24 protein-coding genes are annotated in these 26,722 nt (G+C 65.5%); 16 read left to right on the forward strand and 8 right to left on the reverse strand.

Features of this window, described 5'->3' with window-relative positions; translation table 11 throughout:
* The first annotated feature begins 99 nt into the window (after positions 1–99).
* Entirely contained in the window at positions 100–534 is a 435-nt protein-coding gene (locus ACVWZM_RS16360; protein ID WP_168858585.1) for a VOC family protein, read from the forward strand.
* Positions 535–592: 58 nt separating this feature from the next.
* Here the strand turns inward: ACVWZM_RS16360 and secA are convergent, their stop codons facing one another.
* Positions 593–3,457, reverse strand: coding sequence for a preprotein translocase subunit SecA (gene secA / locus ACVWZM_RS16365; protein ID WP_253588264.1), 2,865 nt, complete (start codon positions 3,455–3,457; stop codon positions 593–595).
* A 392-nt stretch (positions 3,458–3,849) separates the two neighbouring features.
* On the opposite strand from secA, the gene ACVWZM_RS16370 reads away from it, so the two are divergent.
* Together ACVWZM_RS16370 and argJ are read left to right on the forward strand one after the other, a co-directional pair.
* A complete protein-coding gene (locus ACVWZM_RS16370) occupies positions 3,850–4,776 on the forward strand; it encodes a peptidylprolyl isomerase (RefSeq protein WP_057015624.1) in 927 nt (308 codons plus the stop codon).
* 284 nt (positions 4,777–5,060) lie between these two features.
* Positions 5,061–6,302, forward strand: a complete 1,242-nt coding sequence (gene argJ, locus ACVWZM_RS16375) for a bifunctional glutamate N-acetyltransferase/amino-acid acetyltransferase ArgJ (protein ID WP_456853869.1) — start codon at positions 5,061–5,063, stop codon at positions 6,300–6,302.
* 163 nt (positions 6,303–6,465) lie between these two features.
* Here argJ and ACVWZM_RS16380 read toward each other — a convergent pair whose 3' ends face one another.
* Positions 6,466–7,794 (reverse strand): TadE/TadG family type IV pilus assembly protein, encoded by a 1,329-nt coding sequence (locus ACVWZM_RS16380; protein ID WP_456853871.1) that lies wholly within the window; start codon positions 7,792–7,794, stop codon positions 6,466–6,468.
* A gap of 174 nt (positions 7,795–7,968) precedes the next feature.
* Between ACVWZM_RS16380 and ACVWZM_RS16385 the strand changes: the two genes are divergently transcribed.
* The gene (locus tag ACVWZM_RS16385; protein ID WP_028343243.1) at positions 7,969–8,379 is read left to right on the forward strand and encodes a (deoxy)nucleoside triphosphate pyrophosphohydrolase; all 411 of its coding nucleotides are present in this window, start codon (positions 7,969–7,971) and stop codon (positions 8,377–8,379) included.
* A 396-nt stretch (positions 8,380–8,775) separates the two neighbouring features.
* Here ACVWZM_RS16385 and ACVWZM_RS16390 read toward each other — a convergent pair whose 3' ends face one another.
* On the reverse strand, positions 8,776–9,618 hold the full coding sequence (locus tag ACVWZM_RS16390) for a methyltransferase domain-containing protein (RefSeq protein WP_456853873.1): 843 nt from the start codon (positions 9,616–9,618) through the stop codon (positions 8,776–8,778).
* 77 nt (positions 9,619–9,695) lie between these two features.
* Here ACVWZM_RS16390 and ACVWZM_RS16395 point away from each other — a divergent pair, with 77 nt between their 5' ends.
* The 5 genes from ACVWZM_RS16395 to ACVWZM_RS16415 all read left to right on the forward strand — a co-directional run bounded on the left by ACVWZM_RS16395 (position 9,696) and on the right by ACVWZM_RS16415 (position 12,703).
* Positions 9,696–10,505 (forward strand): ComF family protein, encoded by an 810-nt coding sequence (locus ACVWZM_RS16395; RefSeq protein WP_456783219.1) that lies wholly within the window; start codon positions 9,696–9,698, stop codon positions 10,503–10,505.
* A gap of 29 nt (positions 10,506–10,534) precedes the next feature.
* Positions 10,535–10,807, forward strand: a complete 273-nt coding sequence (gene grxC, locus ACVWZM_RS16400) for a glutaredoxin 3 (protein WP_057015554.1) — start codon at positions 10,535–10,537, stop codon at positions 10,805–10,807.
* Entirely contained in the window at positions 10,807–11,682 is an 876-nt protein-coding gene (locus ACVWZM_RS16405; protein WP_168858580.1) for a carbon-nitrogen hydrolase family protein, read from the forward strand. The genes grxC and ACVWZM_RS16405 overlap by 1 nt, the downstream gene beginning before the upstream one ends.
* Entirely contained in the window at positions 11,679–12,149 is a 471-nt protein-coding gene (locus tag ACVWZM_RS16410) for a DUF1178 family protein (RefSeq protein WP_456853875.1), read from the forward strand. The genes ACVWZM_RS16405 and ACVWZM_RS16410 overlap by 4 nt, the downstream gene beginning before the upstream one ends.
* A 113-nt stretch (positions 12,150–12,262) precedes the next feature.
* Positions 12,263–12,703, forward strand: a complete 441-nt coding sequence (locus ACVWZM_RS16415; protein WP_456853877.1) for an EamA family transporter — start codon at positions 12,263–12,265, stop codon at positions 12,701–12,703.
* Here the strand turns inward: ACVWZM_RS16415 and ACVWZM_RS16420 are convergent, their stop codons facing one another.
* From ACVWZM_RS16420 to ACVWZM_RS16430, 3 genes are all read right to left on the reverse strand, one after another.
* Entirely contained in the window at positions 12,704–13,603 is a 900-nt protein-coding gene (locus ACVWZM_RS16420; RefSeq protein ID WP_456856701.1) for an EamA family transporter, read from the reverse strand.
* A gap of 256 nt (positions 13,604–13,859) precedes the next feature.
* Positions 13,860–14,642 carry a bifunctional 2-polyprenyl-6-hydroxyphenol methylase/3-demethylubiquinol 3-O-methyltransferase UbiG gene (gene ubiG, locus ACVWZM_RS16425; protein WP_456853879.1) on the reverse strand — a complete coding sequence of 261 codons (783 nt, stop codon included), beginning with the start codon at positions 14,640–14,642 and terminating at the stop codon, positions 13,860–13,862.
* Between the two features lie 14 nt (positions 14,643–14,656).
* Positions 14,657–15,124, reverse strand: coding sequence for a PH domain-containing protein (locus ACVWZM_RS16430; RefSeq protein WP_057015559.1), 468 nt, complete (start codon positions 15,122–15,124; stop codon positions 14,657–14,659).
* 209 nt (positions 15,125–15,333) lie between these two features.
* On the opposite strand from ACVWZM_RS16430, the gene ACVWZM_RS16435 reads away from it, so the two are divergent.
* From ACVWZM_RS16435 to prfA, 3 genes are all read left to right on the forward strand, one after another.
* On the forward strand, positions 15,334–16,590 hold the full coding sequence (locus tag ACVWZM_RS16435) for an aspartate kinase (RefSeq protein ID WP_057015560.1): 1,257 nt from the start codon (positions 15,334–15,336) through the stop codon (positions 16,588–16,590).
* A gap of 420 nt (positions 16,591–17,010) precedes the next feature.
* A complete protein-coding gene (gene ptsP, locus ACVWZM_RS16440; protein WP_028343590.1) occupies positions 17,011–19,278 on the forward strand; it encodes a phosphoenolpyruvate--protein phosphotransferase in 2,268 nt (755 codons plus the stop codon).
* 58 nt (positions 19,279–19,336) lie between these two features.
* Positions 19,337–20,416, forward strand: coding sequence for a peptide chain release factor 1 (gene prfA, locus ACVWZM_RS16445; RefSeq protein WP_456853881.1), 1,080 nt, complete (start codon positions 19,337–19,339; stop codon positions 20,414–20,416).
* Between the two features lie 34 nt (positions 20,417–20,450).
* Here the strand turns inward: prfA and ACVWZM_RS16450 are convergent, their stop codons facing one another.
* Complete coding sequence (locus ACVWZM_RS16450; protein WP_057015561.1) at positions 20,451–20,921, reverse strand: MarR family winged helix-turn-helix transcriptional regulator; 471 nt, start codon at positions 20,919–20,921, stop codon at positions 20,451–20,453.
* A gap of 145 nt (positions 20,922–21,066) precedes the next feature.
* Entirely contained in the window at positions 21,067–21,507 is a 441-nt protein-coding gene (locus ACVWZM_RS16455) for a hypothetical protein (protein WP_456853883.1), read from the reverse strand.
* 292 nt (positions 21,508–21,799) lie between these two features.
* On the opposite strand from ACVWZM_RS16455, the gene ACVWZM_RS16460 reads away from it, so the two are divergent.
* From ACVWZM_RS16460 to ACVWZM_RS16475, 4 genes are all read left to right on the forward strand, one after another.
* The gene (locus tag ACVWZM_RS16460) at positions 21,800–23,155 is read left to right on the forward strand and encodes a substrate-binding protein (protein WP_456853885.1); all 1,356 of its coding nucleotides are present in this window, start codon (positions 21,800–21,802) and stop codon (positions 23,153–23,155) included.
* Positions 23,156–23,269: 114 nt separating this feature from the next.
* The gene (locus ACVWZM_RS16465) at positions 23,270–24,145 is read left to right on the forward strand and encodes a branched-chain amino acid ABC transporter permease (protein WP_057015564.1); all 876 of its coding nucleotides are present in this window, start codon (positions 23,270–23,272) and stop codon (positions 24,143–24,145) included.
* A 14-nt stretch (positions 24,146–24,159) separates the two neighbouring features.
* The gene (locus ACVWZM_RS16470) at positions 24,160–26,016 is read left to right on the forward strand and encodes a branched-chain amino acid ABC transporter ATP-binding protein/permease (RefSeq protein WP_456853887.1); all 1,857 of its coding nucleotides are present in this window, start codon (positions 24,160–24,162) and stop codon (positions 26,014–26,016) included.
* Positions 26,013–26,711 (forward strand): ABC transporter ATP-binding protein, encoded by a 699-nt coding sequence (locus ACVWZM_RS16475; RefSeq protein WP_456853889.1) that lies wholly within the window; start codon positions 26,013–26,015, stop codon positions 26,709–26,711. The genes ACVWZM_RS16470 and ACVWZM_RS16475 overlap by 4 nt, the downstream gene beginning before the upstream one ends.
* The last annotated feature ends 11 nt before the right edge of the window (positions 26,712–26,722 follow it).

Raw genomic sequence — 26,722 nt, forward strand, 5'->3', positions numbered from 1 at the left:
GCAGCGGTTTGGTGCGTCCTTGGGGCGCGCCCTGCGGCGCAGCCTTCGCGCGCCGTCGCGCAGGCTTCCCCGATCGACAATTAGCGAGGACTTCCCGTCATGACTTCGATCACGCCGTTCCTCTGGCTCGACAACAACGTCCGCGATGCCGTCGCCTTCTACCAATCGGTGTTTCCGAACGCCAAGATCGAGACCGTCAGCGATTTCATGGCGAGCTTCGAGCTCGAGGGGCAGCGGTTCCACGCGCTCAATGGCGGGCCGCAGCACAAGTTCAACGAGGCGGTGTCGTTCTTCCTGAGCGTCGAGACCCAGGAGCAGGTGGACTACTTCTGGGAGAAGCTCACCGACGGCGGCCAGGAATCGCGCTGCGGCTGGCTCAAGGACCGCTTCGGCCTGTCCTGGCAGGTGATCCCGACCGCGCTCGGCCGCTATCTCAGCGCCCCCGATCGCAAGGCAGCCGACCGCGCGATGCAGGCGATGCTGAAGATGCAGAAGATCGTGATCGCCGATCTCGACAAGGCCTTCGCCGGCTGAGAGCGATGCGGCTCGACGGGCGCGGGCCAGTCGCCCGCCGCCTCAGCGCGCGCGGCGGCTACGCGTACCGGCCGTGGCAGTGCTTGTACTTCTTGCCTGACCCGCAGGGACAGTCCTCGTTGCGGCCGACCTTGCCCCAACTCGCCGGATCGTTCGGATCGCGGTCGGTGGCAATCATCCCCGGCGCCAGCGAGGCCTGGGCGTAGGTCGCTTCGGTCAGGCGGGCCTGCGCGAACTCGTCCTCGCCGGTGTTGGGATCGAGCTTGTGCGCTTCCATCAGCGGCAGCGGCTGCGGCGGCTCCTCCGGCGGCACGATCTCGACCCGCATCAGCTGCGCGGTGACGGCCTCGCGCAGATGCGCGCTCATCTCCTGGAACAGGTTGAAGGCCTCGGTCTTGTACTCCTGCAACGGATCGCGCTGGCCATAGCCGCGCAGGCCGATCACCTGGCGCAAATGGTCGAGCATGATCAGGTGCTCGCGCCAGAGATGGTCCAGCGTCTGCAGCAGGATGGTCTTCTCGACGTAACGCATCACGTCGGGACCCCATTGCGCGACCTTGGCGGCCATGCGCTCGTCGACATGGGTCTCGATGCGCGTCAGCAGCTCCTCGTCGGCGATGCCCTCTTCCTTGGCCCATTCGTCGACCGGCAGATCGACATCGAGCACGCGCTTCAGCTCGTCCTTGAGGCCGGCGGTGTCCCACTGCTCGGCATAGGCGTGCTCGGGAATGTATTTGGCGACCACGTCCTCGACGAAGGCATGGCGCATGTCGGTCACGGTCTCGACGACGCTGTCGTCCTTCATCAGGTCGACGCGCTGGTCGAAGATCACCTTGCGCTGGTCGTTCTGGACGTTGTCGAACTTCAAGAGGTTCTTGCGGATGTCGAAGTTGCGCGCCTCGACCTTCTGCTGCGCCTTCTCGAGCGCCTTGTTGATCCAGGGATGGATGATGGCTTCGCCTTCCTGCAGGCCGAGCCGCTGCAGCATGCTGTCGAGCCGGTCGGAGCCGAAGATGCGCATCAGGTCGTCTTCCAGCGACAGGAAGAACTTCGAGCGGCCGGGATCGCCCTGACGGCCGGAACGGCCGCGCAGCTGGTTGTCGATGCGGCGGGATTCGTGACGCTCGGAGCCGATGATGTAGAGGCCGCCCGGCTTCTTCACGGTTTTCGCGGGCTTGTTGCCCTTGGCGGGCTCGACCTCGAAATCCTCTTCCGCCTTCAGCACGATCTCGCGGAAGCGCTCGATGTCGGCCTTGATCTGCTCGATCTTCTTGGCCTTCTCGGCCTCATCCGTGATCCCGGCGGTCTCCTGCTGGATCCGCATCTCGAGCGAGCCGCCGAGCTTGATGTCGGTGCCGCGGCCGGCCATGTTGGTCGCGATCGTGATCGCGCCCGGCACGCCGGCTTCCGCGACGATATAGGCTTCCTGCTCGTGGAAGCGCGCGTTCAGCACCGCGAACAGCTTTGCCGGCTTGCCGGCACGCGCGGCGGCGTAGAGCTTCTCCATGCCGGATTCGGACGTGAAGTCGATCTGCTTGTAGCCGTGTTTCTTCAGGTACTCGGCCAGCACTTCCGACTTCTCGATCGACGCCGTGCCGACCAGCACCGGCTGCAGCCGCTTGTTGGCGCGCTCGATCTCGGCAAGGATCGCGGCGTATTTCTCGTTCTGGGTGCGGTAGACCTCGTCGTCCTCGTCGAGGCGCGCCACCGGCAGGTTGGTCGGGATCTCCACGACCTCGAGCTTGTAGATGTCGAACAGTTCGTCGGCTTCGGTCAGCGCCGTGCCGGTCATGCCGGACAGCTTCTGGTACATCCGGAAATAGTTCTGGAAGGTGATCGAGGCCAGCGTCTGGTTCTCGGGCTGGACCGTGACGTGCTCCTTGGCCTCCAGCGCCTGGTGCAGGCCTTCCGAATAGCGGCGGCCCTGCATCATGCGGCCGGTGAACTCGTCGATGATGACGACCTCGTCGTCGCGGACGATGTAGTCCTTGTCGCGCGTGAACAGCGTGTGCGCGCGCAGCGCCTGGTTGACGTGATGCACGACGGAGACGTTCTCGACGTCGTACAGCGAGTCGCCCTTGAGCTGGCCGGCGTCGCGCAGCAGGTTCTCCAGCTTCTCCATGCCGGCTTCGGTCAGCGTCACCGTGCGCTGCTTCTCGTCGACCTCGTAGTCGTCCTTCTTGGCGAGATTCGGCATGAAGGTGTCGATGGTGTTGTAGAAATCCGAGCGGTCGTCGAGCGGGCCGGAGATGATCAGCGGCGTGCGCGCCTCGTCGATCAGGATCGAGTCCACCTCGTCGACGATCGCGTAATAGTGCTCGCGCTGGACCATGTCCTCCAGGCGGTACTTCATGTTGTCGCGCAGATAGTCGAAGCCGTATTCGTTGTTGGTGCCGTAGGTGATGTCGCAGGCATAGGCAGCCTTGCGCTCGGCGTCGTCGAGGCCGTGCACGATCACGCCGGTGGTCAGCCCCAGGAAGGCGTAGATCTGGCCCATCCAGCCGGAGTCGCGGCGGGCGAGGTAGTCGTTGACGGTGACGACGTGGACGCCCTTGCCGGCGAGCGCGTTCAGGTAGACCGCGAGCGTCGCGACCAGCGTCTTGCCTTCGCCGGTCTTCATCTCGGCGATGTCGCCCTCGTGCAGCACCATGCCGCCGATCAGCTGAACGTCGAAATGGCGCTGGCCGAGCGTCCGCTTGGCGGCCTCGCGTACGGTGGCGAAGGCCGGAACCAGGATGTCGTCCAGCGTCTTGCCGCTGGCGAGCTGCTGCTTGAACTCGGCGGTGCGGGCCTTGAGCTGATCGTCCGTCAGTTTGACGAGCTCGGGCTCCAGCGCGTTGATGGCGTTGACGCGGGACTGATACCCCTTGACCCGACGGTCGTTGGCGGAGCCGAAAAACTTGCGGGCGAGCGCGCCGATCATGCGAAATTCCTGTTCTTCGGTCTCGAGTTCGGTCTTCGTTCAGTGTTGGAATTCAACTTGGAATTCAGTCTTGGATTACAGCCTGAGATGGTCCGCCGGATCGCCTATCAACTCAACGTGACGCGCTACGGTTCGAGCCCCGGCCCGGGGGCTCCTCCGCCAATTGAGTGGGAAACAGGCCATCCTGGGTTCAACGGCGAAAAACGCAGCAAAATAAGCGCTCTCGCCGCTGACGCGGTTGGCCAGAGATATGGCCCGGTCGGGGGGTTGTCAACGCTGGCAAGATGTCAAGGAATTCATCATTTTGACAAGACTTTCGCGTTGCCAATGTAACACGATTGGGCGAGTGTCCGCCCCGCTCGAGCTTCCCCCCTTTGAGACAAGGATTTTGCATGACCACCTCGCCCCCGGAAACCAAAACCGGCCTGCGCCTCGGCCTCGCCACCCTGGCCGCGACGGGCTGTCTTGTCGCAGTGCTGGCTGCCGGCCTCCCGGTCCGGGCCGCGGAATCCGATCCGGTGCTGGCGAAGGTCAACGGCTCGGAGATCCACGCCAGCGACGTGGCGCTCGCCGAGGAGGAACTCGGCCAGAGCCTGCAGCAGATGGACCCCTCGACCCGCAAGGACAACGTGCTGTCCTTCCTGATCGACATGAAGATCGTGTCCAAGGCCGCCGAGGACAAGAAGATCGAGAACAATGACGACTTCAAGAAGCGGCTCGCCTTCACCCGCAACCGCCTGTTGATGGACAGCCTGCTTGCCAGCGAGGGCAAGGCCGCGACCACCGACGACGCCATGAAGAAGGTCTATGAGGAGGCCGCCAAGCAGATCACAGGCGAGCAGGAGGTGCGCGCCCGCCACATCCTGGTCGAGACCGAGGACGAGGCCAAGGCGATCAAGGCCGAGCTCGACAAGGGCGCCGACTTCGGCGAGCTCGCCAAGAAGAAGTCCAAGGACCCCGGCGCCTCCGACGGCGGCGACCTCGGCTTCTTCACCAAGGAGCAGATGGTGCCGGAATTCTCCGCGGTCGCCTTCTCGCTCGAGCCGGGCAAGATCTCCGATCCGGTCAAGTCGCAGTTCGGCTGGCACATCATCAAGGTCGAGGAAAAGCGCAACCGCAAGGCGCCCGACTTCGAGCAGGTGAAGGCCCAGATCGAGACCTATGTGACCCGCAAGGCCCAGGCCGACTATGTCGCCAAGCTGCGCGAGGCCGCCAAGGTCGAGCGCATGGACAAGCCGGCCGATGCGGCCGCGCCGGCGGATGCCGCCAAGGACGCGCCGAAGCCGGCCGACAACAAGATGGCGCCGGCGAAGAAGTAAGCTTTGCGACGTCGATAGCTTCAATGCGCGATGGCCGGGCTCGTCCCGGCCATTTTGCTTTTTTAGCCCGTCCTCGTAGCCCGGATGAAGCGCAGCGAAATCCGGGGTCTGTTGCCGCGGAGGGACTCGTCCCGGATTGCGCTTCGCTCCATCCGGGCTACACATTCGTCGCGCTACCGCTTCCTTGAACGATTCATGACAGCGCGTTCGCATCGCAGCCCTCTCCCGCTTCTTGCGGCGAGATGTTATGGAGCGCTTCCCTCCCCGTAGCCGGAAGCTTGCCGATGTCCACCGCCGTCTCCCCCCTCGCCCCGCCCGACGTTCCCGAGATGCCCGTGATCGCGGGTGTGCGGCTTGCGACCGCTGCCGCCGGCATCCGCTACAAGGGGCGCACCGACGTGCTGCTCGCGCTGCTCGACAAGGGCACCGCGGTGGCCGGCGTCTTCACCAAGTCGAAGTGCCCGTCGGCGCCGGTCGAATGGTGCCGCGCCAAGCTGCAGGGCGGCGCTGCGCGCGCGCTGGTGGTCAATTCCGGCAACGCCAACGCCTTCACCGGCAAGACCGGCAAGGCGTCGACCGCGCTGACCGCGCAGATCGCGGCGAAGGCGGTCGGCTGCTCGACATCGGACGTGTTCCTCGCCTCCACCGGCGTGATCGGCGAGCCGCTCGACGCCACCAAGTTCGACGGCGTGCTGGCGCAGCTCGCGGAGACCGCGACCCCCGATCGCTGGATGGACGCAGCGAAGGCAATAATGACCACCGACACCTTTCCGAAGGTCGCCACCGCGACCGTCAAGCTCGGCAAGGCCAAGGTGACGATCAACGGCATGGCCAAGGGCGCCGGCATGATCATGCCCGACATGGCGACCATGCTGTCGTTCATCTTCACCGACGCGCCGCTGTCGGCCTCGGTGCTGCAATCCCTGCTCAAGGCCGGCGTCGAGGACACCTTCAATGCGCTGACCATCGACGGCGACACCTCGACCTCGGACACGTTGCTGGCATTTGCAACCGGCGCAGCCGCTGCCAACGGCGCGCCGAAGATCTCGCGCGCCGGCGACCCGCGGCTGAAGGCCTTCACCAAGGCGTTCCAGCAGATCCTCGCCGATCTGTCCGAGCAGGTGGCGCGCGACGGCGAAGGCGCCCGCAAGCTGGTCGAGGTCGTGGTCGAGGGCGCCACCACCAAACCGTCGGCGCGCAGAATCGCGATGTCGATCGCCAATTCGCCGCTGGTGAAGACCGCGATCGCCGGCGAGGACGCCAATTGGGGCCGCGTGGTGATGGCGGTCGGCAAGGCCGGCGAACCTGCCAACCGCGACAAGCTCTCGATCTCCTTCAACGGCATCCGCGTCGCCAAGAGCGGCGCGCGCGACCCCTCCTACAACGAGAAAGAGGTGTCGGAGGCGATGAAGGCGCCGAAGATCCAGATCAAGGTCGCGCTTGGCCTCGGCAAGGCCAAAGACCGCGTGCTGACCTGCGACCTCACCAAGGAATACGTCGCGATCAACGGAGATTACCGGTCTTAATCGCACACCTTCCTACCCGTCATCCTGAGGAGCGCGTAGCGCGTCTCGAAGGATGCACGGCCACGAGAGCGCCGCATAGAGAAACCCTGGCCGTCGACCCTTCGAGAGAGACGGCCGCTTTGCGGCCTCCTCAGGGTGACGGTGATAGAGCGTGTGCGCTTCGCTAGCTGCTGATCCGCGCGTCGGCGACGGCCTTCTTGAACAGCGCGTTCATCGCGTCGGCGATGCCTTGCGTCGGGCTGACCTCGAAATAGAAGCCCGGCGACGCGCAGGCCTGCATGTTCTGCGCGATCTGGCTGTTCGGCGACGGGCCGAACGGGCCCTGGTTGAACGGATCGATCCAGGTCATGTACCAGCCGTTGGTCGGCAGCTGCAGGTAAGTCGTGTAGAGCACCGCGATCTTGATGCCGCGGTTCTTGATGGCCGTGCACAACGCCGGATTGATCGGCGACTGGCAGCGATTGCCGCCGCTGACCGGCTTCAGGCAGCTTGAATTCGGTTCGTCAGCCACGCCGTCGGACACGAAGAACAGGTATTTCATCGGCGCCGCCGCCGTGCCCGGGCCCGGCGCGCTGATCGCGTTGCTGATGGCCGGAAGCACCTTCGAGAACTGGCTGTCCTTGTCGGCGGTGTAGGAATCGTTGTTGCCGTAGACGCCCATCAGGTCGATGTTGCCGGCCGCGGTCTTGGCGCTCGACAGGCTGGTCGACAGCGAGAACAGTGCGCGCAGGCCGATCGTCTTCGACGAGGCGCCGAAATCGTAGATCGCCATCCGGTACTGGCTGGCATAGGTCGCGGTGTTCGCGGCCGTGTCCATCAATTGCTGGGTCGCGCTGCGCAGCACGTCGATCCGCGTCGTCACGCCGAGCGTCTTGGCGAGATTGTAGTAGTTGTTGGCGTCGTTGTAGTCGTGACAGGCGAAGGCGCACTTGTCGGACGTGTTGTTGACCATCTTGGTCACGTCGGCGGGCGTCGCCGCAACCCCCATCGACGGCGAGTTGTCGAGCAGGAGATAGAAATCGATATAGAGCGGCATGTTCGCGGTCGAGGTCGACGCGCCGGTCACCGTCATCTTGCTTTGTCCGATCACGCCGAGGAACATGGTCGGGACATCGGCGGTGAACTTGACCGTCGAGGTGATGACCCCGCCGGTCTTGGTCATGGTCGGCGTCACGCTGGTCAGCGTGAAGCTGTTCTGGTTCAAGATGTTGCCGTTGAAGATCTTGGCCGCATCGGCTTCGCCCGCCTGGATCTCGCCGTCCGAGGTCATGGCGCCGGCGGCGATGAAGCCGGGCGATGCCTTGGCGATCGATCCGACGCTCGCGGCGTCGGCGGCCGATATCAGCTTGCTGCGGATCTGGTTGGCGCGGGAATAGTCGACCGCGCATCCGACCGCGACGACGAGCGGCAGCACAGCGAGGCCAAAGGTCATTGCGATGTTGCCGGAGCGATCGCGACGGAAACGGCTGATGGTCCGGATCAAGGTGCTCATGGGTTATGTCGGCAAAGAATATGATGGGCAGATAAATGAGAACCTTCACCCTGCCGGATACGAATTAAGGCCGGCTTATCGCGATCGCGGAAAGCCGCGCGGGCATAAATCGTTTGGCTGACAGCGCGTTGCTGGTTAATGAAAGCTTGCAGACTGGAAGGAATCCCCCGCCGCATGGCTGACATCAAGCTGACCCTCGTCGTCGCCTGCGCGCTTGTCGATGCCGACAAGCGCGTGCTGCTGGCGCAGCGCCCCGAGGGCAAGGCGCTGGCCGGCCTGTGGGAATTCCCCGGCGGCAAGATCGAGCCCGGCGAGCGGCCGGAGCAGACCCTGATCCGCGAGCTGCATGAGGAGATCGGCATCACCGTGAGCGAGCCGTGCCTCGCGCCGCTGACCTTCGCCAGCCATGCCTACGAGACCTTCCATCTGCTGATGCCGCTCTACATCTGCCGGCGCTGGGAGGGCATCGCGGTGGCGCGCGAGGGCCAGAACCTCGCCTGGGTCCGCGCAAGCAAGCTGCGCGACTACCCGATGCCGCCCGCGGACATCCCGCTGCTGCCGCATCTGATCGATCTGTTGCTGTGATCCTCTTCGCCTCTTCCGCTTGCGAGGGAGGCGCGCTGCCAAAATATCGAAAACAACCCCATGCAAAGCAGGTGGCGGTGGCCGGCGTCCGACCAGGCGACTTGACACGTCGGGCAACTCACCGGCATAATTCCATTATTCCGAAATCGTGCAAGCTCCACTCGCCTTTTCCCGCAAGGACAGGGCAATCGCATATGGCCGTTTGAGGCGATCGGAGTTCCCACAAACTCGTCATGCCCGGGCTTGTCCCGGGCATCCACGTCTTCGTTTCCACGCGGAGAAAAGACGTGGATGGCCGGGACAAGCCCGGCCATGACGGCGCGGAAGAATCGGTTCATTCCATATGCAATTGCCCTCCCCCGCAAGCGGGAGAGGGAGCCCTAGCATCGTGCGTCCCTAGCGCTTCGTCCCCTTCACCGCCGCCTCAAGGCTCGCCTTCGCCGACCCTGGCTTGAGCGGCTTCGGCTGGCTTTCATGCGGCGCCCAGCCGGACAGCCAGACGATGTCGAAGGTGGCGCGGATGCGGCCGTCGGGATCGGCGAAGCGTTCGCCGTAGATCTGCGCCATCCGCAGCATGGTGGCGCGGCGGGTTAAGGTGTGCCGGCGCTCGCGCAGCACATTGGTCGCACCCATGCGTCGCAGGTCAGCCATCAGCGCGAACGCGCTTGAATAGCGCACCACGACGCGGTCGACGTCGGTGACCGGCAGCGCGAAGCCGGCCCGCTGCAACAGCGCGCCGATATCGCGCAGATCGGCGAACGGTGCGACGCGCGGCGACGCCCCGCCCTCGCATTCCGCCTCCGCCGCGGCAAAGCTTTGCCGCAGCTCGGTCAGCGTATCGCCGCCGAGCATCGAAGCGAGCAGCAGCCCGTCCGGCTTCAGCGCCCGGCGGAGCTGCGCCAGCACGCCCGGCAGATCATTGACGAACTGGAAGGCCAGCGCGGAGACCACAAGATCGAGCGACTCCGGCGCCAGACCGAGCGCTTCCGCCTCGCTGAAACCGATCGCATCGACCGCGGCGACACGCCCGCGCAGGACGTCCGCGAGCCCGACACCCGGCGTCCAGACATCGGCCGCCGCCGAAAAGCTGCGCGATACCGCCTGCAAGCGGTCCGCCATGTCTTCGCTGGCACGCTCGAGCAGGAATGTCGCCGCGCCCTCGCGCCGCGCGCGCGCCAGCCGCGCGCCGAGCAAGGCGCGGTCGAACAGGATGGGGGCTGAGGGCGGGTTCGGTGTCATGCCGCTGGTTACGCCGGACCGCCGCCGCAGGCAATGCGCCTTGAGCCGGCGTTGCTCAAACGCTAGCCTCGCCCGCCATGGACGCCGAGGCATCACCGACACGCTCCATTACCGGTCACGTCCAGCGCGCGCTTGGCGCGATCGGGGGCGCGTGGCTGCGCACGGCGCGGCTGGCGCTCGATATCGCGCTGCCGACGCTATGCGTTTCGTGCCGCGAGCCGGTCGATGGCGAGGGGGTGTGCGCGGCCTGCTGGGCCAGATTGTCGTTCATCGCGCCGCCGTTCTGCCCGCGGCTCGGGATTCCCTTCGTCTACGATCCCGGCCCCGGGCTGCTGTCGATGGAGGCGATCGCCAATCCGCCGGCCTACAGCAGAGCCCGCGCAGCGGTGCGCTATGACGATGTCGCGCGCACGCTGGTGCACGCATTGAAATACCAGGATCGCACCGATCTGGCGCCCACAATGGGTCGCTGGATGGCGCGGGCGGGGAAGGAATTGCTCCACGACGCCGATCTGCTGGTTCCGGTTCCTCTGCATTGGCGGCGCGGCTGGAGCCGGCGCTACAACCAGTCCGGGGCGCTCGCCAAGGTGATCGCGCGCCAGAGCGGCGTCAAAATGACTGCCGAAGCGCTGCGGCGCATCCGCGCCACCGAGCAGCAGATCGGGCTGTCACGCAAGGATCGCGCCAGCAATGTCCAGGGCGCATTCGGGGTCGCCGATGAACGCAAGGCTGACGTCCAGGGCCGCCGCGTGATCCTGATCGACGACGTCCTGACCTCGGGCGCGACAGTGGACGCCTGCGCGCGGGCGCTGCTCCGCGCCAAAGCCGCGCAGGTCGACGTGCTGGTGTTTGCCCGGGTTGTCGATACCCACCGCGCTCCCATATAATCTGACATTCTGGTTCAACCGAGCGCACCATGACCGCTGCCATTGAAATCTACACCCGCCCGGGCTGCGGTTATTGCAGCGCGGCCAAATCGCTTTTGACGCGCAAGAACGCCGCGTTCACCGAATTGAGCGTCGCCAGCAACCCGGCCTATCGCGACGAGATGTATGGCCGCGCCGGTGCCGGCTCGACCTTCCCGCAGATCTTCATCGGCAAGACCCATGTCGGCGGCTGCGACGAGCTCTACGCGCTCGACCGCGAGGGCAAGCTCGACGGCCTGCTCAGCAACGGAGGCGGCGCCTGATGACGGAGAACATTTTCACCGCCGCCATGGTGCAGATGCGCACCGGATTGCTGCCGGAGCCGAGCCTCGAGCAGGGCACGCGGCTGATCCGCGAGGCGGCGGCGCAGGGTGCCAAGTACGTGCTGACCCCTGAGGTCAGCAACATGATGCAGCTCAACCGCAAGGCGCTGTTCGAGCATTTGGCGAGCGAAGAGGACGATACGTCGCTCAAGGCGTATCGCGCGCTGGCCGCCGAGCTGAAGATCCACCTGCATATCGGCTCGCTGGCGCTGCGCTACTCGCCGGAGAAGGCGGTCAACCGCTCGTTCCTGATCGGGCCCGAGGGCAATCTGCTCGCGAGCTACGACAAGATCCATATGTTCGATATCGATTTGCCCGGCGGCGAAAGCTACCGCGAATCGGCCAATTATCAGCCCGGCGAGACTGCCGTGATCTCCGACCTGCCCTGGGGCCGGATCGGACTGACTATCTGCTACGACGTGCGCTTCCCGGCGCTGTACCGTGCGCTGGCCGAAGCCGGCGCATCGTTCCTCACCGTGCCGTCCGCCTTCACCCGCAAGACCGGCGAAGCGCATTGGCACACGCTGCTGCGCGCCCGCGCCATCGAGACCGGCTGCTTCGTGTTCGCGGCAGCGCAGGCCGGCCTGCATGAGAACAAGCGCGAGACCTTCGGCCATTCGCTGATCATCGACCCCTGGGGCGAGATCCTCGCCGAGGGCGGCGTCGAGCCGGGCGTGTTCCTGGCCGAGATCGACCCCGCCAAGGTCGAGACCGCGCGCAAGACCATTCCCTCGCTGCAGCATGGCAGGCGTTTCGGCATCGCCGACCCCAAGGCCGGCCCGGAACATCTGCACCTCGTCCGGGGTTCGGCATGATCCGCTACACGCTGCGCTGCGAGCGCGGCCACCAGTTCGAGAGCTGGTTCCAGAGCTCCTCGGCCTATGAATCGCAGGAGCGGCGTCACCTGATCGATTGCCCGTCGTGCGGCTCAAGCAAGATCGAGCGCGCGATCATGGCGCCGCAGATCGTCAGCAAGAAGGGCCGCGAACCGGCCCAGCCGGCGCTGGCCGCGCCCGTCGAAGCGACCGGCAATGAATCGACGTCGCTGATGATGGCGCAGGAGCGCGAGCTGCGCAGCAAGCTGAAGGAGCTGCGCGACCACATCGTGAAGAACGCCGACAATGTCGGCGACCGCTTCCCCAACGAAGCGCGCAAGATGCACTACGGCGATATCGAGCACCGGCCAATCTACGGCGAAGCCTCGCCCGAAGAGGCCCGCGCGCTGATCGACGAAGGCGTCGAGGTCTCGCCGCTGCCGACGCTGCCGGAAGACCGGAATTGACGCGCAGCGTCATTCCGGGGCACGCGAAGCGTGAACCCGGAATCTCGCGCCGCAACCTCGAGATTCCGGGTTCGGTGCTGCGCACCGCCCCGGAATGACAATCTGGGAAGAGCATGCCCCCCGACTCATTCTCCTCCTGGCAGGTCTGGGCGTTTCTTTCCGCCGTCTTCGCCGCGCTTACCGCGATCTTCGCCAAGGTGGGCGTCGAGGGCATCAACTCCGATCTCGCCACCCTGATCCGCACCGTGATCGTCTTGATCACGCTGTCGGCCATCTTGTTCGCGACCGGACAGTTCGCCCAGTCCGGGCCGATCTCGGCGAAGAGCTGGCTGTTCCTGCTGCTGTCCGGGCTCGGCACCGGCGCGTCATGGATCTGCTATTTCCGCGCGCTCAAGCTTGGACCAGCCACACTCGTCGCACCGATCGACAAGCTCAGCGTGGTGCTGGTGGCGCTGTTCGGCGCCACCTTCCTCGGCGAACGCCCCTCGGCCTATGGCTGGCTCGGGATCGCGCTGATCTCCGCGGGCGCGGTGCTGATCGCGGTGAAAGGGTAATTACGCGGCGATCAAGAGCGCGACGCCGATCACGATCAGGACGATGCCGAACATCTCGCGCAGCGAGAACGGCTGCTTGAGCGAGAAATAGGCCACGCCCTGCGCGAACAGAACCTCGATCAGCGCCAGCGTGCGCACATTGGCGGCGGCGGTGAGCGCGAACGCCAGGAACCAGAATTGCGATGAGAACGCGCCCATGAAGCCCGCGAACATCGAGGGCCGCCACAACTTGAGGATCGACCTCAGCACGTCGGGCGCGCGCAGCAACAGATAGACCGACAGGATCAGCGTCTGCACGAGGAGGCTCCACATCAGCGTGTAGGAGGCCGCCGTGACAAATGAGACGCCGGGCACCGCGATGATCGCGCCGCGAAAGCTCACCGCCGAGATCGCGAACACTGCGGCGGCGCCGAGGCCGAGCACGGTCGGGCGCAGGTCGGCAAAGCTCTTCTGCCCGCCGGGCCGCAGCGCGGTGATGATGACGCCGATGGTCGCGATCACGATCGCGATCACCTTGGTCGTCGTTAGATGGTCGCCGAGGAAGATGAAGCCGAAGATCGCGGTCTGGATCGCCTCGGTCTTCATGTAGGCCGTGGTGACGACGAAAGAGCGGTCGTTCATCGCCAGCAGCATGAAGCCGGTGCCGACGATTTGGCTGAGCGCGCCGGTCACCAGCCACGGCCAGAACGACGATGACGGCCACGGCACGCGATCGCCGGTCAGCAGCACCGCCAGCGCGAAGAACACCACCGAGAACGGCAGGCCGAACAGGAAGCGGATATTGGTCGCGCCCCAGGTCCCGAGCGGCCCGGTCAGATGCCGCTGCATCGCATTGCGCGCCACCTGCCCGAACGCAGCGACGATGGTGAAGGGAATCCAGAGCGAGGCGATCGTGAACATGGGGGATAAGGAAAGCATGCCGGCGGGAGTACACGCCCAGCGTGCCGATTGCCGCTGACGCGGTCAACCGAGTGGGCGCATGACTGGATTGCGCGATGTCCACAAACTTCCGTAGCCCGGATGAAGCGAAGCGCAATCCGGGGCCAGCTCATCCGCGGACGAAGGGGTCCCGGATTACGCTACGCTCCATCCGGGCTACGAATTCTGTGTTCGCAGGGACGACACCTGTTGTGTGGCCAAGGCCGTGACACTCAACTCACACCTCTTCCGCCACCACCATGTAGTTCACGTCCATGTCGGTCGACACGATCCATTTGTCGGCGAGCGGGTTGTAGACCACGCCGGCCTGTTCGGTGACGGTGAGGTTGACGTCGCCGAGATAGCGCTCGAGCTCGGCGGGGGTGACGAACTTGCTCCACTCATGGGTGCCGCGCGGCAGCCAGCGCAGCACGTATTCGGCGCCGACGATCGCCAGCGCAAAACTCTTCAAGTTGCGGTTCAGGGTCGAGACCACCATCAGCCCGCCGGGCTTGAGCATGACAGCGCAGCGCTTGATGAAGGCGCCGACGTCATTGACGTGCTCGACCACCTCCATCGCCAGCACGATGTCGAAGCGCTCGCGGGCGTCCATCTCCTCCACCGTGGTGCAGCGGTAGTCGATCGACAGATGGCCCTTGTCGGCGTGCAGCTTCGCGGCAGCGATGTTGGTGGCGGACGGATCGATCCCGATCACCTGGGCCCCTAACCGCGTGAACGGCTCGCACAACAGGCCGGCGCCGCAGCCGATGTCGAGCAGGCGCAGGCCGGACAGGCAGCTGAGGCTCTTGGCGTTGCGCTCGAACTTGCGGCAGGCCGCGTCGCGGATATAGGTCAGGCGCAGCGGGTTGATCTTGTGCAGCGGCGCCATCTTGCCGCGCGGATCCCACCATTCATCGGACAGTTTCGAGAATTTCGCGACCTCGGCCGGATCGACCGAGCTGGCGGAGGCATTGGCGGAGGAACTGGCGGAGAAACCGGAAAGAGTTGATTGCGTGGCCATGATTGCGCGCGCCCCTATCGCGCGGTGATCGAATTGCGGAACGACAGCGGCGCGGCGATGGTCCTGATGGTCTCGATGCCCTCGCCGACGCCGCGGATGGTGACGTCGCCGTAATTGAGCAGGCGTCCCATGATGCTCTGGTTGACGTCGACGCTTTCGACCTTGTCGAGGCTCATCTCGAAGGTACGCCGCTTGATGAAGCCGCTCTTGTGCACCACGCGGAAATTGGTGACGTCGGTTTCGGTGGTCCAGCGGTGGAACCAGGCCGCGGCGGTCCAGTACAGCGCCGCGACCGCGACCACGGCGGCGGCCGCAAAGCAGGCCATCACGAGGCCGTCGACCGTCGTCATCCGCGACAGGATCAAGAGCGCCAGCACCACGATCCAGGCCCCGATCGCCGGCAGATAGAACATCCAGTGCGCATTGGTGGAATACAGCACCTTCTCGCCAGGCTGCAGGATCTCATCGATATAACGTCCCATCCAATCCGCCTTCGAGTTGCCCCGTGTTACCCGTGCGCCACAACCCGCCCGCAACCGGTCAAAACACCCCCAAAAGACACTCGAGGGCCCCCTACCTACCGGCTTGCCCCCGGGCGCGGCGCTATGTATACGCGCGTTTCGGTCCCCGCGCTTGCGGTTTTCGGCATGGGTTAACCTACTTATCCTCTTAAAGGAATAGACGCGTCGTCATGGGCCGCCTCGTGATGAAATTCGGCGGTACATCCGTCGCCAATATCGATCGTATCCGCAACGTCGCGCAGCATGTGAAGCGCGAGGTCGACGCGGGCCACGAGGTCGCCGTCGTCGTCTCCGCGATGTCCGGCAAGACCAATGAGCTGGTGGCCTGGTGCACCGATGCCTCGCCGATGCACGACGCGCGCGAATATGACGCGGTGGTCGCCTCCGGCGAACAGGTCACTTCGGGCCTGCTCGCGATCGTGCTGCAGGGCATCGGCATCCAGGCGCGCTCCTGGCAGGGCTGGCAGATCCCGATCAAGACCTCGGAGGCGCATGCCTCGGCGCGCATCCTCGATATCGACGGCACCGAGATCATCACCCGCTTCAAGGAGCGCAAGGAAGTCGCCGTGATCGCCGGCTTCCAGGGCATCAATCCCGACACCGGCCGCATCACCACGCTCGGCCGCGGCGGCTCGGACACCTCGGCGGTGGCGATCGCCGCCGCGCTGCGCGCCGACCGCTGCGACATCTACACCGACGTCGACGGCGTCTACACCACCGATCCCCGCGTGGTGCCGAAGGCGCGCCGGCTCGACAAGATCGCCTTCGAGGACATGCTGGAACTTGCCTCGCAGGGCGCCAAGGTGCTGCAGGTTCGCTCGGTGGAACTCGGCATGGTGCACAACATGCCGATTTTCGTGCGCTCCAGCTTCGACAAGCCAGAGGATATCGACCCGCACGCCAACCAGCCGCCGGGCACGCTGATCTGCAGCGAGGAGGAAATCATGGAAATGCACGTCGTCACCGGCATCGCCTTCTCCAAGGACGAAGCCCAGATTTCCGTGCGCCAGATCGAGGACAAGCCTGGCGTCGCCGCCGCGATCTTCGGGCCGCTCGCGGATGCCAATATCAATGTCGACATGATCGTGCAGAACGTGTCCGAGGACGGCAAGACCACCGACCTCACCTTCACCGTTCCGGCCGGCGACTATAACCGCGCCAAGGACACGATTACCGCCGCCAAGGCCAAGATCGGCTACGCCCGCGTCGATACCGCGACCGACGTCGCCAAGGTCTCGGTGATCGGCAGCGGCATGCGCAGCCATGCCGGCGTCGCGGCCAAGGCGTTCAAGGCGCTGGCCGACCGCAACATCAACATCCGCGCCATCACCACCTCCGAGATCAAGTTCTCGGTCCTGATCGACGCCGCCTACACCGAGCTCGCGGTCCGCACGCTGCACACGCTGTACGGCCTCGACCAGGCGTAGGCGCGACCGGCAGGGGCAGGGCTCGCTCCGCTGTCATTCCGGGGCGATGCGACAGCATCGAATCCGAAATCTCGAGGTTCCGGGTTCGCCGCTTCGCGACGCCCCGGAACGACGAGACCGAGCACTGGCCGTGCTCCCCAGCCGCGCCCCGGAGTTAGAATTTCTCTTAGCGGGCGCAGCATTGGGCTGACGCAGACGTTATTTGCTACTGGCAGGCGTTTTGCTTGGCAAAGCAAGCCTCGATTGGCTATACGGCCAGTCAGGTAGGCTGTCGCAAACTGTGGCACAGTTTAGTGATCCCGAATCGGCGGGAACTGGCGAGCGGCGACGCCGAATGATTAAAATTGTTGTTTTTGACGAGTTTTGCGCCAACGGCCGGCCGCACCGGTGCGCTGGCTACGTGGGGAGGGACTGAAACATATGCGGAGCGCGTCGGGAGGCCCCCGCATCCTGTTGAGACGGCTCCGCGAGACCATGGCGGAGCAAGTCTCCGCCCAGGAGCGGCTCGACAAGATCGTGGTGCTGATCGCGGCCAACATGGTGGCCGAGGTCTGCTCCTGCTACGTGCTGCGCATCGACAACACCCTCGAACTCTATGCCACCGAAGGTCTGAACCGCGACGCCGTCCACCGCACGGTGATGAGCGCGCATGAAGGCCTGGTCGGCCTCGTCGCCAGCGAGGCGACGCCGCTCAACCTGTCCGACGCGCAAAGCCATCCCGCCTTCGCCTACCGCCCGGAGACCGGCGAAGAGGCCTACCACTCGTTCCTCGGCGTGCCGATCCTGCGCGCCGGCAACACGCTCGGCGTGCTCGTGGTGCAGAACCGCGCCAAGCGCACCTATGTCGAGGAAGAAGTCGAGGCGCTGCAGACCACCGCCATGGTGCTGGCGGAGATGATCGCCTCCGGCGAGCTTGCCGCGCTGGCGCAGCCCGGCGCCGAGCCCGCCGCGCGGCACTCGCTGCACAAGACCGGCGCGGTGCTCTCCGACGGCATCGCGCTCGGCCACGTCGTGCTGCACGAGCCGCGCGTCGTCATCACCAACTACATCGCCGAGGATCTGCCGAAGGAGATCAAGCGGCTCGACACTGCGCTCGCCAATCTGCGCGCCGATCTCGACCGCATGCTGGAGCGCGGCGACGTCGCCGACGGCGGCGAGCACCGCGAGGTGCTGGAAGCCTACCGCATGTTCGCCAACGACCAGGGCTGGTCGCACAAGCTGCACGAGGCGGTCGCCACCGGCCTCACCGCGGAAGCCGCCGTCGAACGCGTGCAGTCCGACACCCGCGCGCGCATGCTGCGCTCGACCGATCCCTATCTGCGCGACCGCCTGCACGACCTCGAGGATCTCGGCCATCGCCTGATGCGGCAGCTGGTCGGCCAGGACCATGCGCCGTCGCGCGAGCAGCTGCCCGACAACGCCATCCTGATCGCCCGCGCGATGGGCCCGGCGGCGCTGCTCGACTATGACCGCAAGCGGCTGCGCGGCCTGGTGCTGGAGGAAGGCACCGCGAATTCCCACGTCTCGATCGTGGCGCGCGCGCTCGGCATTCCCGCGGTCGGCGAGGTGCCGAACGCGCCCGGCATCGCCGACCCGGGCGATGCCATCATCGTCGACGGCATTTCCGGCGAGATCTATGTCCGCCCCTCGACCGAGATCGAATCCGCCTATGCCGAGCGTGTCCGGTTCCGGGCGCGGCGGCAGGCGCAATATTCGGCGCTGCGCGACAAGGCCTGCGTGACCAAGGACGGCCAGCCGATCGAGCTTCTGATCAATGCCGGCCTGACCATCGACCTGCCGCATATCGACGACACCGGCAGCGCCGGCATCGGCCTGTTCCGCACCGAATTGCAGTTCATGGTGAGCCCGAACCTGCCGCGCTCGAGCGACCAGCTCGCGCTGTACCGCACCGTGCTCGACGCTGCGGGCTCCAAGCCCGTCACCTTCCGCACGCTCGACATCGGCGGCGACAAGGCGCTGCCCTATATGGAGACCGTGATCGAGGAAAATCCCGCGCTCGGCTGGCGCGCGATCCGGCTCGGCCTCGACCGTCCCGGCCTGCTGCGCGGCCAGATCCGCGCGCTGCTGCGCGCCGGCGGCGGCCGCGCGCTGAAGATCATGTTCCCGATGATCTCGGATATCGCCGAGTTCGACCAGGCCAAGGCGATCGTCGAGCGCGAGTTGACCTATCTGCGCCAGCACGGCCATTCGCTGCCCGAGCGGATCGATATCGGCACCATGGTCGAGGTGCCGGCGCTGCTCTACCAGCTCGACGAGCTCCTGAAGAAGGTCGACTTCGTCTCGGTCGGCTCCAACGATCTGTTCCAGTTCCTGTTTGCTGTCGACCGCGGCAATGCCAAGGTCTCCGAACGCTTCGACATCCTCTCGGCGCCGATCCTGCGCGCGCTGCGCGACATCGTGCGCAAGGCCAAGGCGGCGAAGAAGGCCGCCTCGCTGTGCGGCGAGATGGCCTCGAAGCCGATCGGCGCGCTGGCGCTGATCGCAATCGGCTACCGTTCGCTTTCATTGTCGGCAACCGCGCACGGCCCGGTCAAGGCGTTGATCCTCGACCTCGATGCCAAGAAGGCCGAGGCGATGATCAATCCGCTGCTGGACGCGCCGGTCGGCAGCGTCTCGATCCGCGCGGCGCTGACGAAGTTTGCGGAAACCGAGGGGCTGGCCTTGTAGCGACGCTGCCGTCGCCGCTGCCGCCCCCTCCGTACCTTCCGCAATTCGAGATACCGCTATGCTACCCGAAGCCAAACTCGACGTCTTGCTCGCCCATCATGCCTCGCTCGAGGCCGAGCTGCTCGGCGAGGTCAAGTCCGAGCGCTATGTGCAGATCACGCGCGAGCTCGCCGAGCTCAACCCGTTGATCGACGCGGTGAAGCTCTACCGTTCTGCGCGCAGCGAACTGGCCGATACCGAGGCGATGCTGGCGGACGCCGGGACCGATCCCGAGATGCGCAGCATGGCGGAAGCCGAGCTGGAAACGCTGCAGGCGCGGCTCGGCGAGCTCGAGCAGCAGATCCGGATCGCGCTGTTGCCGAAGGACGCGATGGACGACCGCAACGTGATGCTGGAAATCCGTGCCGGCACCGGCGGCGACGAGGCGTCGCTGTTCGCCGGCGACCTGTTCCGGATGTATGAGCGCTTCGCGTCCTTGCAGGGCTGGAAGGTCGAGGTGATTTCGGCGAGCGAAGGCACCGTCGGCGGCTACAAGGAAATCATCGCCGAGGTGCAGGGCCGCGGCGCGTTCGCCAAGCTGAAATTCGAATCCGGCGTGCACCGCGTGCAGCGTGTGCCCGACACCGAGACACAGGGCCGCATCCACACCTCGGCCGCCACGGTCGCCGTACTGCCCGAGGTCGAGGACGTCGACGTCGATATCAAGGACACGGACTTGAGGATCGAGACCATGCGCGCGGGCGGCGCCGGCGGTCAGCACGTCAACAAGACCGAATCGGCGATCCGCATCACCCATCTGCCGACCGGCATCGTCGTGATGATGCAGGACAGCCGCTCGCAGCACAAGAACCGGGCGTCGGCGATGAACATCCTGCGCTCGCGCATCTACGATGCCGAGCGCCAGCGCGTCGAGGCGGCGCGCTCCGCCGACCGCAAGGAGAAGGTCGGCTCCGGCGACCGCTCCGAGCGCATCCGCACCTATAATTTCCCGCAAGGACGCGTCACCGACCACCGCATCAACCTGACGCTCTACAAGCTGCCGCAGGTGATCGCGGGCGAAGCGCTCGGCGAATTGATCGACGCGCTGACCACCGAGCACCAGGCGGCACAGCTCGCCGCGCAGGGCGCCACGGCCTGACGCGCGCCGCCGCTTGCGCCGGCGGATGCTGCACTCAGTCCTCTTCGGAAGACGGCGAAGACTTCAGCAAGCGGCGCAACGCCGGGCTCGCGACGCGGCGCAGTTCCTCGATGTTCTTCTTCGAGACCGCCTGGAGCTTCTGCTCTCCCTTTGCCGTCAGCTTGAGCTGAACCCGCCTCGCGTCGTCCGGATCGGCAAGGCGGCTGACCAGTCCGAGCTTTGCCATGCGGTTCATCAGTTCGACGGCGGAGTGATGCCGGATCAGCAGGAACCGGGCGATGTCGCCGACGGTCGGCGGACCGGGATCGACGAAACCCTTGATGCCGAGCAGCGCCTGATGCTGCCGCGGCGTCATTCCGGCCTTCCGGGCGCCCTCCTCGCTGAATGCGAGAAACCTGCGCAACTCGTAGCGAAACTGCGCCAGCGCCCGGTAGTCCACCGTCGCGGCCACGGCCTTGCGTTTGGTTGCGCCGGCGAGCGCTCGTCGTTGCTTTGGTTGCGGCATTCGATCGTCCTGCTGCTGGCTCGCTCCGCCGGACGGCAGACGCCGTGCAACGCTATCAAGCCCGCGCCGGACGCACCATACTACCGGCCGCCCTTCCACTCATGTTTTCAACGGTTTGACGATCGAGCGGCGGGGCCGCGCAAGCTCAGGGCTGCGGCCAGTGATCGTAGGTCGAGCTCAATATTTTCAGCAGCACGATCTGGAAGGCGACCGGAATCCGCGGGCTCCTGCGGCGAATGGATTTCTCCAGCGCCTCGGTGATCTCGCTCTTGGTGAGATGCCCGGCCGAGGCACGCGCGACCAGATCGCCCCAGACCTCCGACAACGACTTGCCGGTGTGATGGGGAGACGGGATCGTTATTCCGCGCGTCTCGGCCCAAGCGATGATCTCGCGCATGGTTTGCCGTCCGCAATTTCGCGCCGTCGCGAGGTGGCGCGCGGTGAGCAGCCGCAGCAGATCGTCCGGCGGCGCCCAGCCCACCTTCGGCGGCACTTCGTCGAGCAGCTCTACCGCCAGCTCCTTCAGGACGTTGATCGCGCGGATGCTCAGGCTGCCCGATTGCCCGGCGCCACCGTGCTCGGACACGGCGTGCTCTCCGGCATTTCCGGTGCGACTTGAAGGCTCCTGGATCATCGCTCCCTCACTTACAGGACCCGCCCCCGGTCGGTAAACCCTCGATACATCGTAGAACGATATTATTTCTATCGTATGCCGATATGATTCGACGAAAGGTGACATTGACTAAATATGCCGGTGGGGAATTGTAGCTGTGACAGGCTGGTCGATTGCAGCCGGCGCATCGTGCCGCCGATCGATCCGATCAGGCGACGAGTGAGCATGCGCGCCAACAATCAATATAATTGGAGGATACTGAACGATGAGCACCAAGGATTTTCGGCCGGGCAGTGCCCCGAACGTTTCGCGCCGCACTTTGCTGCAAGCCGGCGCGGGCCTGATCGGCGGCAGCGTGCTGCCGGCCTCGATCGCATCGCGGGCCTTCGCCGAGGACCACCCGGCGATCGGAACCTATCCCGCGGGCACGTCGGGCTCTTCGGCGTTCATCGGCATCTCGGTCCCGCGCACCGGCACCTATGCGGTGCAGGGCGAGGATGAGCTCAAGGGCTACCAGCTCGCGATCGAGCACATCAACAGCGGCCACGAGCTGATCAAGAAGATCTCGCCGAAGACCAGCAAGGGCGTGCTCGGCAAGGAGCTGAAATTCGGCGTCGCGGATTCCGCGGCGAAGCCGAACGAGGCCGTGCAGGCGCAGCAGCGCTTCATCTCCGAGAACAAGGCGGTGATGATCACCGGCGGCACATCGAGCGCGGTCGCGGTGGCGCTGAACAAGCTGGCGCAGCGCGAGAAGGTGATCTTCGTCTGCGGCATTTCCGGCTCCAACGACACCACCGGCAAGGATTGCGTGCGCTACGGCTTCCGCCAGAACTTCTTCGGCCAGACCGCCGCGGCGGCGATCGCGCCGGTGCTGATCAAGCAGTTCGGCAAGAACAAGAAGGCCGCCTACCTGACGCCCGACTACACCTACGGCCACACCGTCACCAAGTCGATGCAGGACTACCTCGCCCAGGCGGGCTGGACCACCGTCACCAACCAAGTCTCGCCGCTCGGCGCGCCGGACTATTCGTCCTATCTACTCAACGTCGCGAACTCCGGCGCCGACGTGCTGATCAACGTCAACTGGGGTCACGATGCCGTGCTGTCGACGCAGCAGGCCAAGCAGTTCGGCGTGCTCGACAAGATGAAGCTCGTGGTGCCCTACCAAGTGCCGTTCATCGCCCGCGAGACCGGCGGCCTGATGCAGGGCGTCTACGCCGCGACCGACTATTGGTGGACCATCGAGGACAAATATCCGCTGGCCAAGATGTTCAACGAGGCCTTCGAGAAGAAGTACGGATACAAGCCGGAATGGGGCGCAGAGAACGCCTATGTCAGCTTCGCGCACTGGGCCCGCATGGTCGAGGAAGCCGGCAGTTTCTATCCGCCCGACATCATCAAGGCCTATGAGAAGGGCGAGACGCTGCCCTCGCTGGTCGGCGACGTCCACTATCGCCCCGAGGATCATCAGTGCGTCCGCCCCGTCGTCATCGTCCGCGGCAAGATGGAAAAGGAGATGAAGAACAAGGAGGACTATTACGAGGTGATCGAGATCGTCCCCGGCGACGGTCTGATGCAGAAGCCGGATGCGTTCGGCTGCCATCTCGGCGACTACACCTGATTAACGTGGGAAGACTCGGCGCCGTGGGCGGGGCGACCCGGCCCGCGGCGCCGCTTTTCTCGGAACGCATCCTCCACTGACCGGGCCAGGTATACGGCTGAGTGAACGCGCGTCATGATCAACTGGCCAAATTTCGTCTCGCAACTTTTCAACGGACTGGCGCTCGGCGCGCTGCTCGCGCTGATCAGCTCCGGATTGACGATCATCTACGGCACACTCGGGGTGCTCAACCTCGCCCACGGCGCCATGTTCATGATCGGCGGCTACGCCGGATACGTGACCTATTCCTACACCGGCTCGTTCATTCTCGCCGTGATCGCAGGCTCGCTGTTCGTGATGGTGCTCGGGATTGCGATGGAGCGGATCATCGTCCGCCACTTCTACCATCGCCCGCATGAGGACCAGCTGCTGGTCACGTTCGGCCTCGGCATCTGCTTCGTCGAGATCGTGCGGCTGATCTTCACCAGCCAGTCGCAAGTGGTGCCGCCGCCGGCGCTGCTGCAGGGCATCACCTCGCTCGGCTTCCTGTTCTACCCGACCTACCGGCTTGCGGTCGTCGGCATCGTCGCGGTCGCGCTGGGCGCGCTGTTCCTGATCCTGTACCGCACCCGGCTCGGCATGATCGTGCGCGCCGGCATCGAGGATTCGGTGATGGTCGATTCGCTCGGCATCAACGTCTACCGCGTCTTCATGATCGTGTTCGGCATCGGCGCGATGGCCGCGGGCTTCGCCGGCATCATCAACGCGCCGGTGGTGTCGCTGACGCCGGGTGTCGGCGACGACATCCTGGTCGAGACCTTCGTGGTGGTGGTGATCGGCGGCGTCGGCTCGTTTCCCGGCGCCATCCTCGGCGGACTGATCGCCGGCGAGATCATCAGCATCACCTCGATGTTCAACCCCGGTTACGCCTACGTCATGCTGTTCGCGGCGATGACGCTCGTGCTGGTGCTCAGACCGCATGGCCTGCTCGGCACGCAGGGCCGCGAATGACGACGGATATCTAGATGCTTAAACAGCGCCCATACCTGATCGAACTCCTGACCGCCGCCGGCCTTATCGTCGCGCCCTTCGTGCTGCCGTGGCTCGGCTTCGCGCCCAACACGGTGAACCGGATCCTGGTCTGGGGTCTGTTCGGCCTCGGCTTCGACATCCTGTTCGGCTTCACCGGCCTGCTGTCGTTCGGCCAGTCGGCCTTTTACGGCACCGGCGGCTTCGTCGCGGCCTATCTGCTGACGCGCGCCGGTTTTCCATACGTCGTGCTCGCGCTCGTCATCGGCATGATCGCGGCCGCCGCCACCGGCTATCTGATCGGCCTGATCGCGCTGCGTCGCACCGGCATCTACTTCGCGATGATCACGGTGGCGATCGCCGAGGTGTTCTTCTTCGTCGAGTTCAATCCGCTGTCGGACTTCACCGGCGGCGAGAACGGGCTGCCGGGCGTGCCGACCCCGAGCTTCAATCTCGGCTTCACCACGCTGCACTTCACCACCGGCTGGTCGCTCTATCAGTTCCTGGCGCTGTGCTACTTCATCGGCGTCGTGATTGCGCTGCGCATCGTGCGCTCGCCGGTCGGTGCCGTGTTCAGCGCGATCCGCGACAACCCGCTGCGCGCGACCGCGGTCGGCCACAACATCCACGGCTACAAGCTCACCGCCTTCGTGATCGCCGCCGCCTATGCCGGCTTTGCCGGCGGGCTGCTCGGCGTGCTGCAGGCCTTCATGCCGCCTGACGCGTTCACCTTCGACACGTCGGGGCAGCTCGTGATGCAAACCGCGATCGGCGGCCGCGGCACGCTGTTCGGGCCGCTGGTCGGCGCCGCGGTGTGGCTGTCGCTGCAGGACTTCCTGCAGGCGGCGCTCGGGCTCGGCGCGGCCTGGAAGCTCGTGCTCGGCATCGTGTTCGTGCTGCTGGTGTGCTTCCTGCGCCGCGGCATCATCGGCGGCCTCGCCGATCTTTACCGCCTCCTGACCGGACAGCGCGGCGCCAAGGAGCCGGAGGAGAGCGCACCCGAGGTCGTCGCCGTGGCAAGCGAGCGGCACGCCACGGCGCCCGCCGCGCCGAAGCCGGTGGCGGCTCGCGCCGGCGGCAATCCGTCCGGCCCGATCCTCCAGGCCAGGGGCCTGACCAAACGCTATGGCGGCCTGCTCGCCAACAGCGACATCGACTTCACCGTCAATCACGGCGAGCTGCGCGGCATCATCGGCCCGAACGGCGCCGGCAAGTCGACCTTCTTCAAGATGCTGAGCTGCGAGGTGCATCCGACCTCGGGGACCATCCTGTTCGAGGGCCGCGACATCACCGGCATGAATGTCACCGACGTCTGTCAGCTCGGCCTGACCAAGAGCTACCAGGTCAACCAGCTGTTCACCGGGCTGACGGTGCGCGAGAATTTGGTGATCGCGGCGCTGTCGGCGCTGCGCGGCAAGTTCAAGCTCGATCTGTTCCGCAGCATCGACAGCATCCCCGGCCTGTCCGAGCGCGTGCAGCAGACGCTCGAGCTGGTCAATCTGACCTCGAGGCCGGACACGCCCGTGTCCGAGCTTGCCTATGGCGAGAAGCGGCGGCTGGAGATCGGGCTGGCGCTGGCAACGTCGCCGAGCCTGTTGCTGCTCGACGAGCCGCTGGCCGGCATGAGCCCGCGCGAGCGCGTCGAGACCGTCAAGCTGCTGAAGTCGATCAGCCAGGGCCGCACCATGATCATCATCGATCACGACATGGATGCGCTGTTCGAGCTCGCCGAACGCGTCACCGTGCTGCAGGAGGGCCGCGTGCTGGTCGAGGGAACGCCGGAAGAGATCAAGACCAATTCGACCGTCCAAGAAGCCTATCTTGGCGGCGTGCATGGAGTGCTCGCCGCATGAGCCTGCTCGAGGTCAATGGACTGAACAGCTATTACGGGGATTCCCACATCCTGTTCGACGTCTCGATGCGCGTCGAGCGCAACGAGGTGGTGGCGCTGCTCGGACGTAACGGCGCCGGCAAGAGCACGACGCTGAAGAGCCTGATGGGCGTCGTCACCCCGCGCCGCGGCTCGGTGATGTTCGACGGCGTCGAGATCTCCGGCCGGAAGAGCCACAAGATCGCGCAAGCCGGCATGCAGCTGGTCCATGAGGAGCGCCGTATCTTCGGCAGCCTGAGCGTCGAGGAGAACCTCGTGATCGCCGGCCTGACCGCCTCGCAGCGCTGGCCGCTCGACCGCATCTACGAGATGTTCCCGCGGCTGCGCGAGCGGCGCGGCAACCGCGGCACCGACCTGTCGGGCGGCGAGCAGCAGATGCTGGCGATCGCGCGCGCCTTGGTACGCGACCCCAAGATCATCCTGCTCGACGAGCCGTTCGAGGGCCTGGCGCCGGTGATCGTGCTCGACCTGATGAAGGCGTGTCGCGATCTCGCCGAGGCCGGACAGACCATCGTGCTGGTGGAGCAAAACCTCGCCGCGACGCTCGCGCTGGCGCAGCGCATCTACATCATCAACAACGGGCACATCGTCCATGAAGGGCCGGCGCAGGAGATCAAGGCGCAGCCCGATGTTCTGCAGCGCTATCTCGGGGTTTAGGGCGCGTCACT

It is taken from the genome of Bradyrhizobium sp. USDA 4501 (assembly GCF_054062115.1).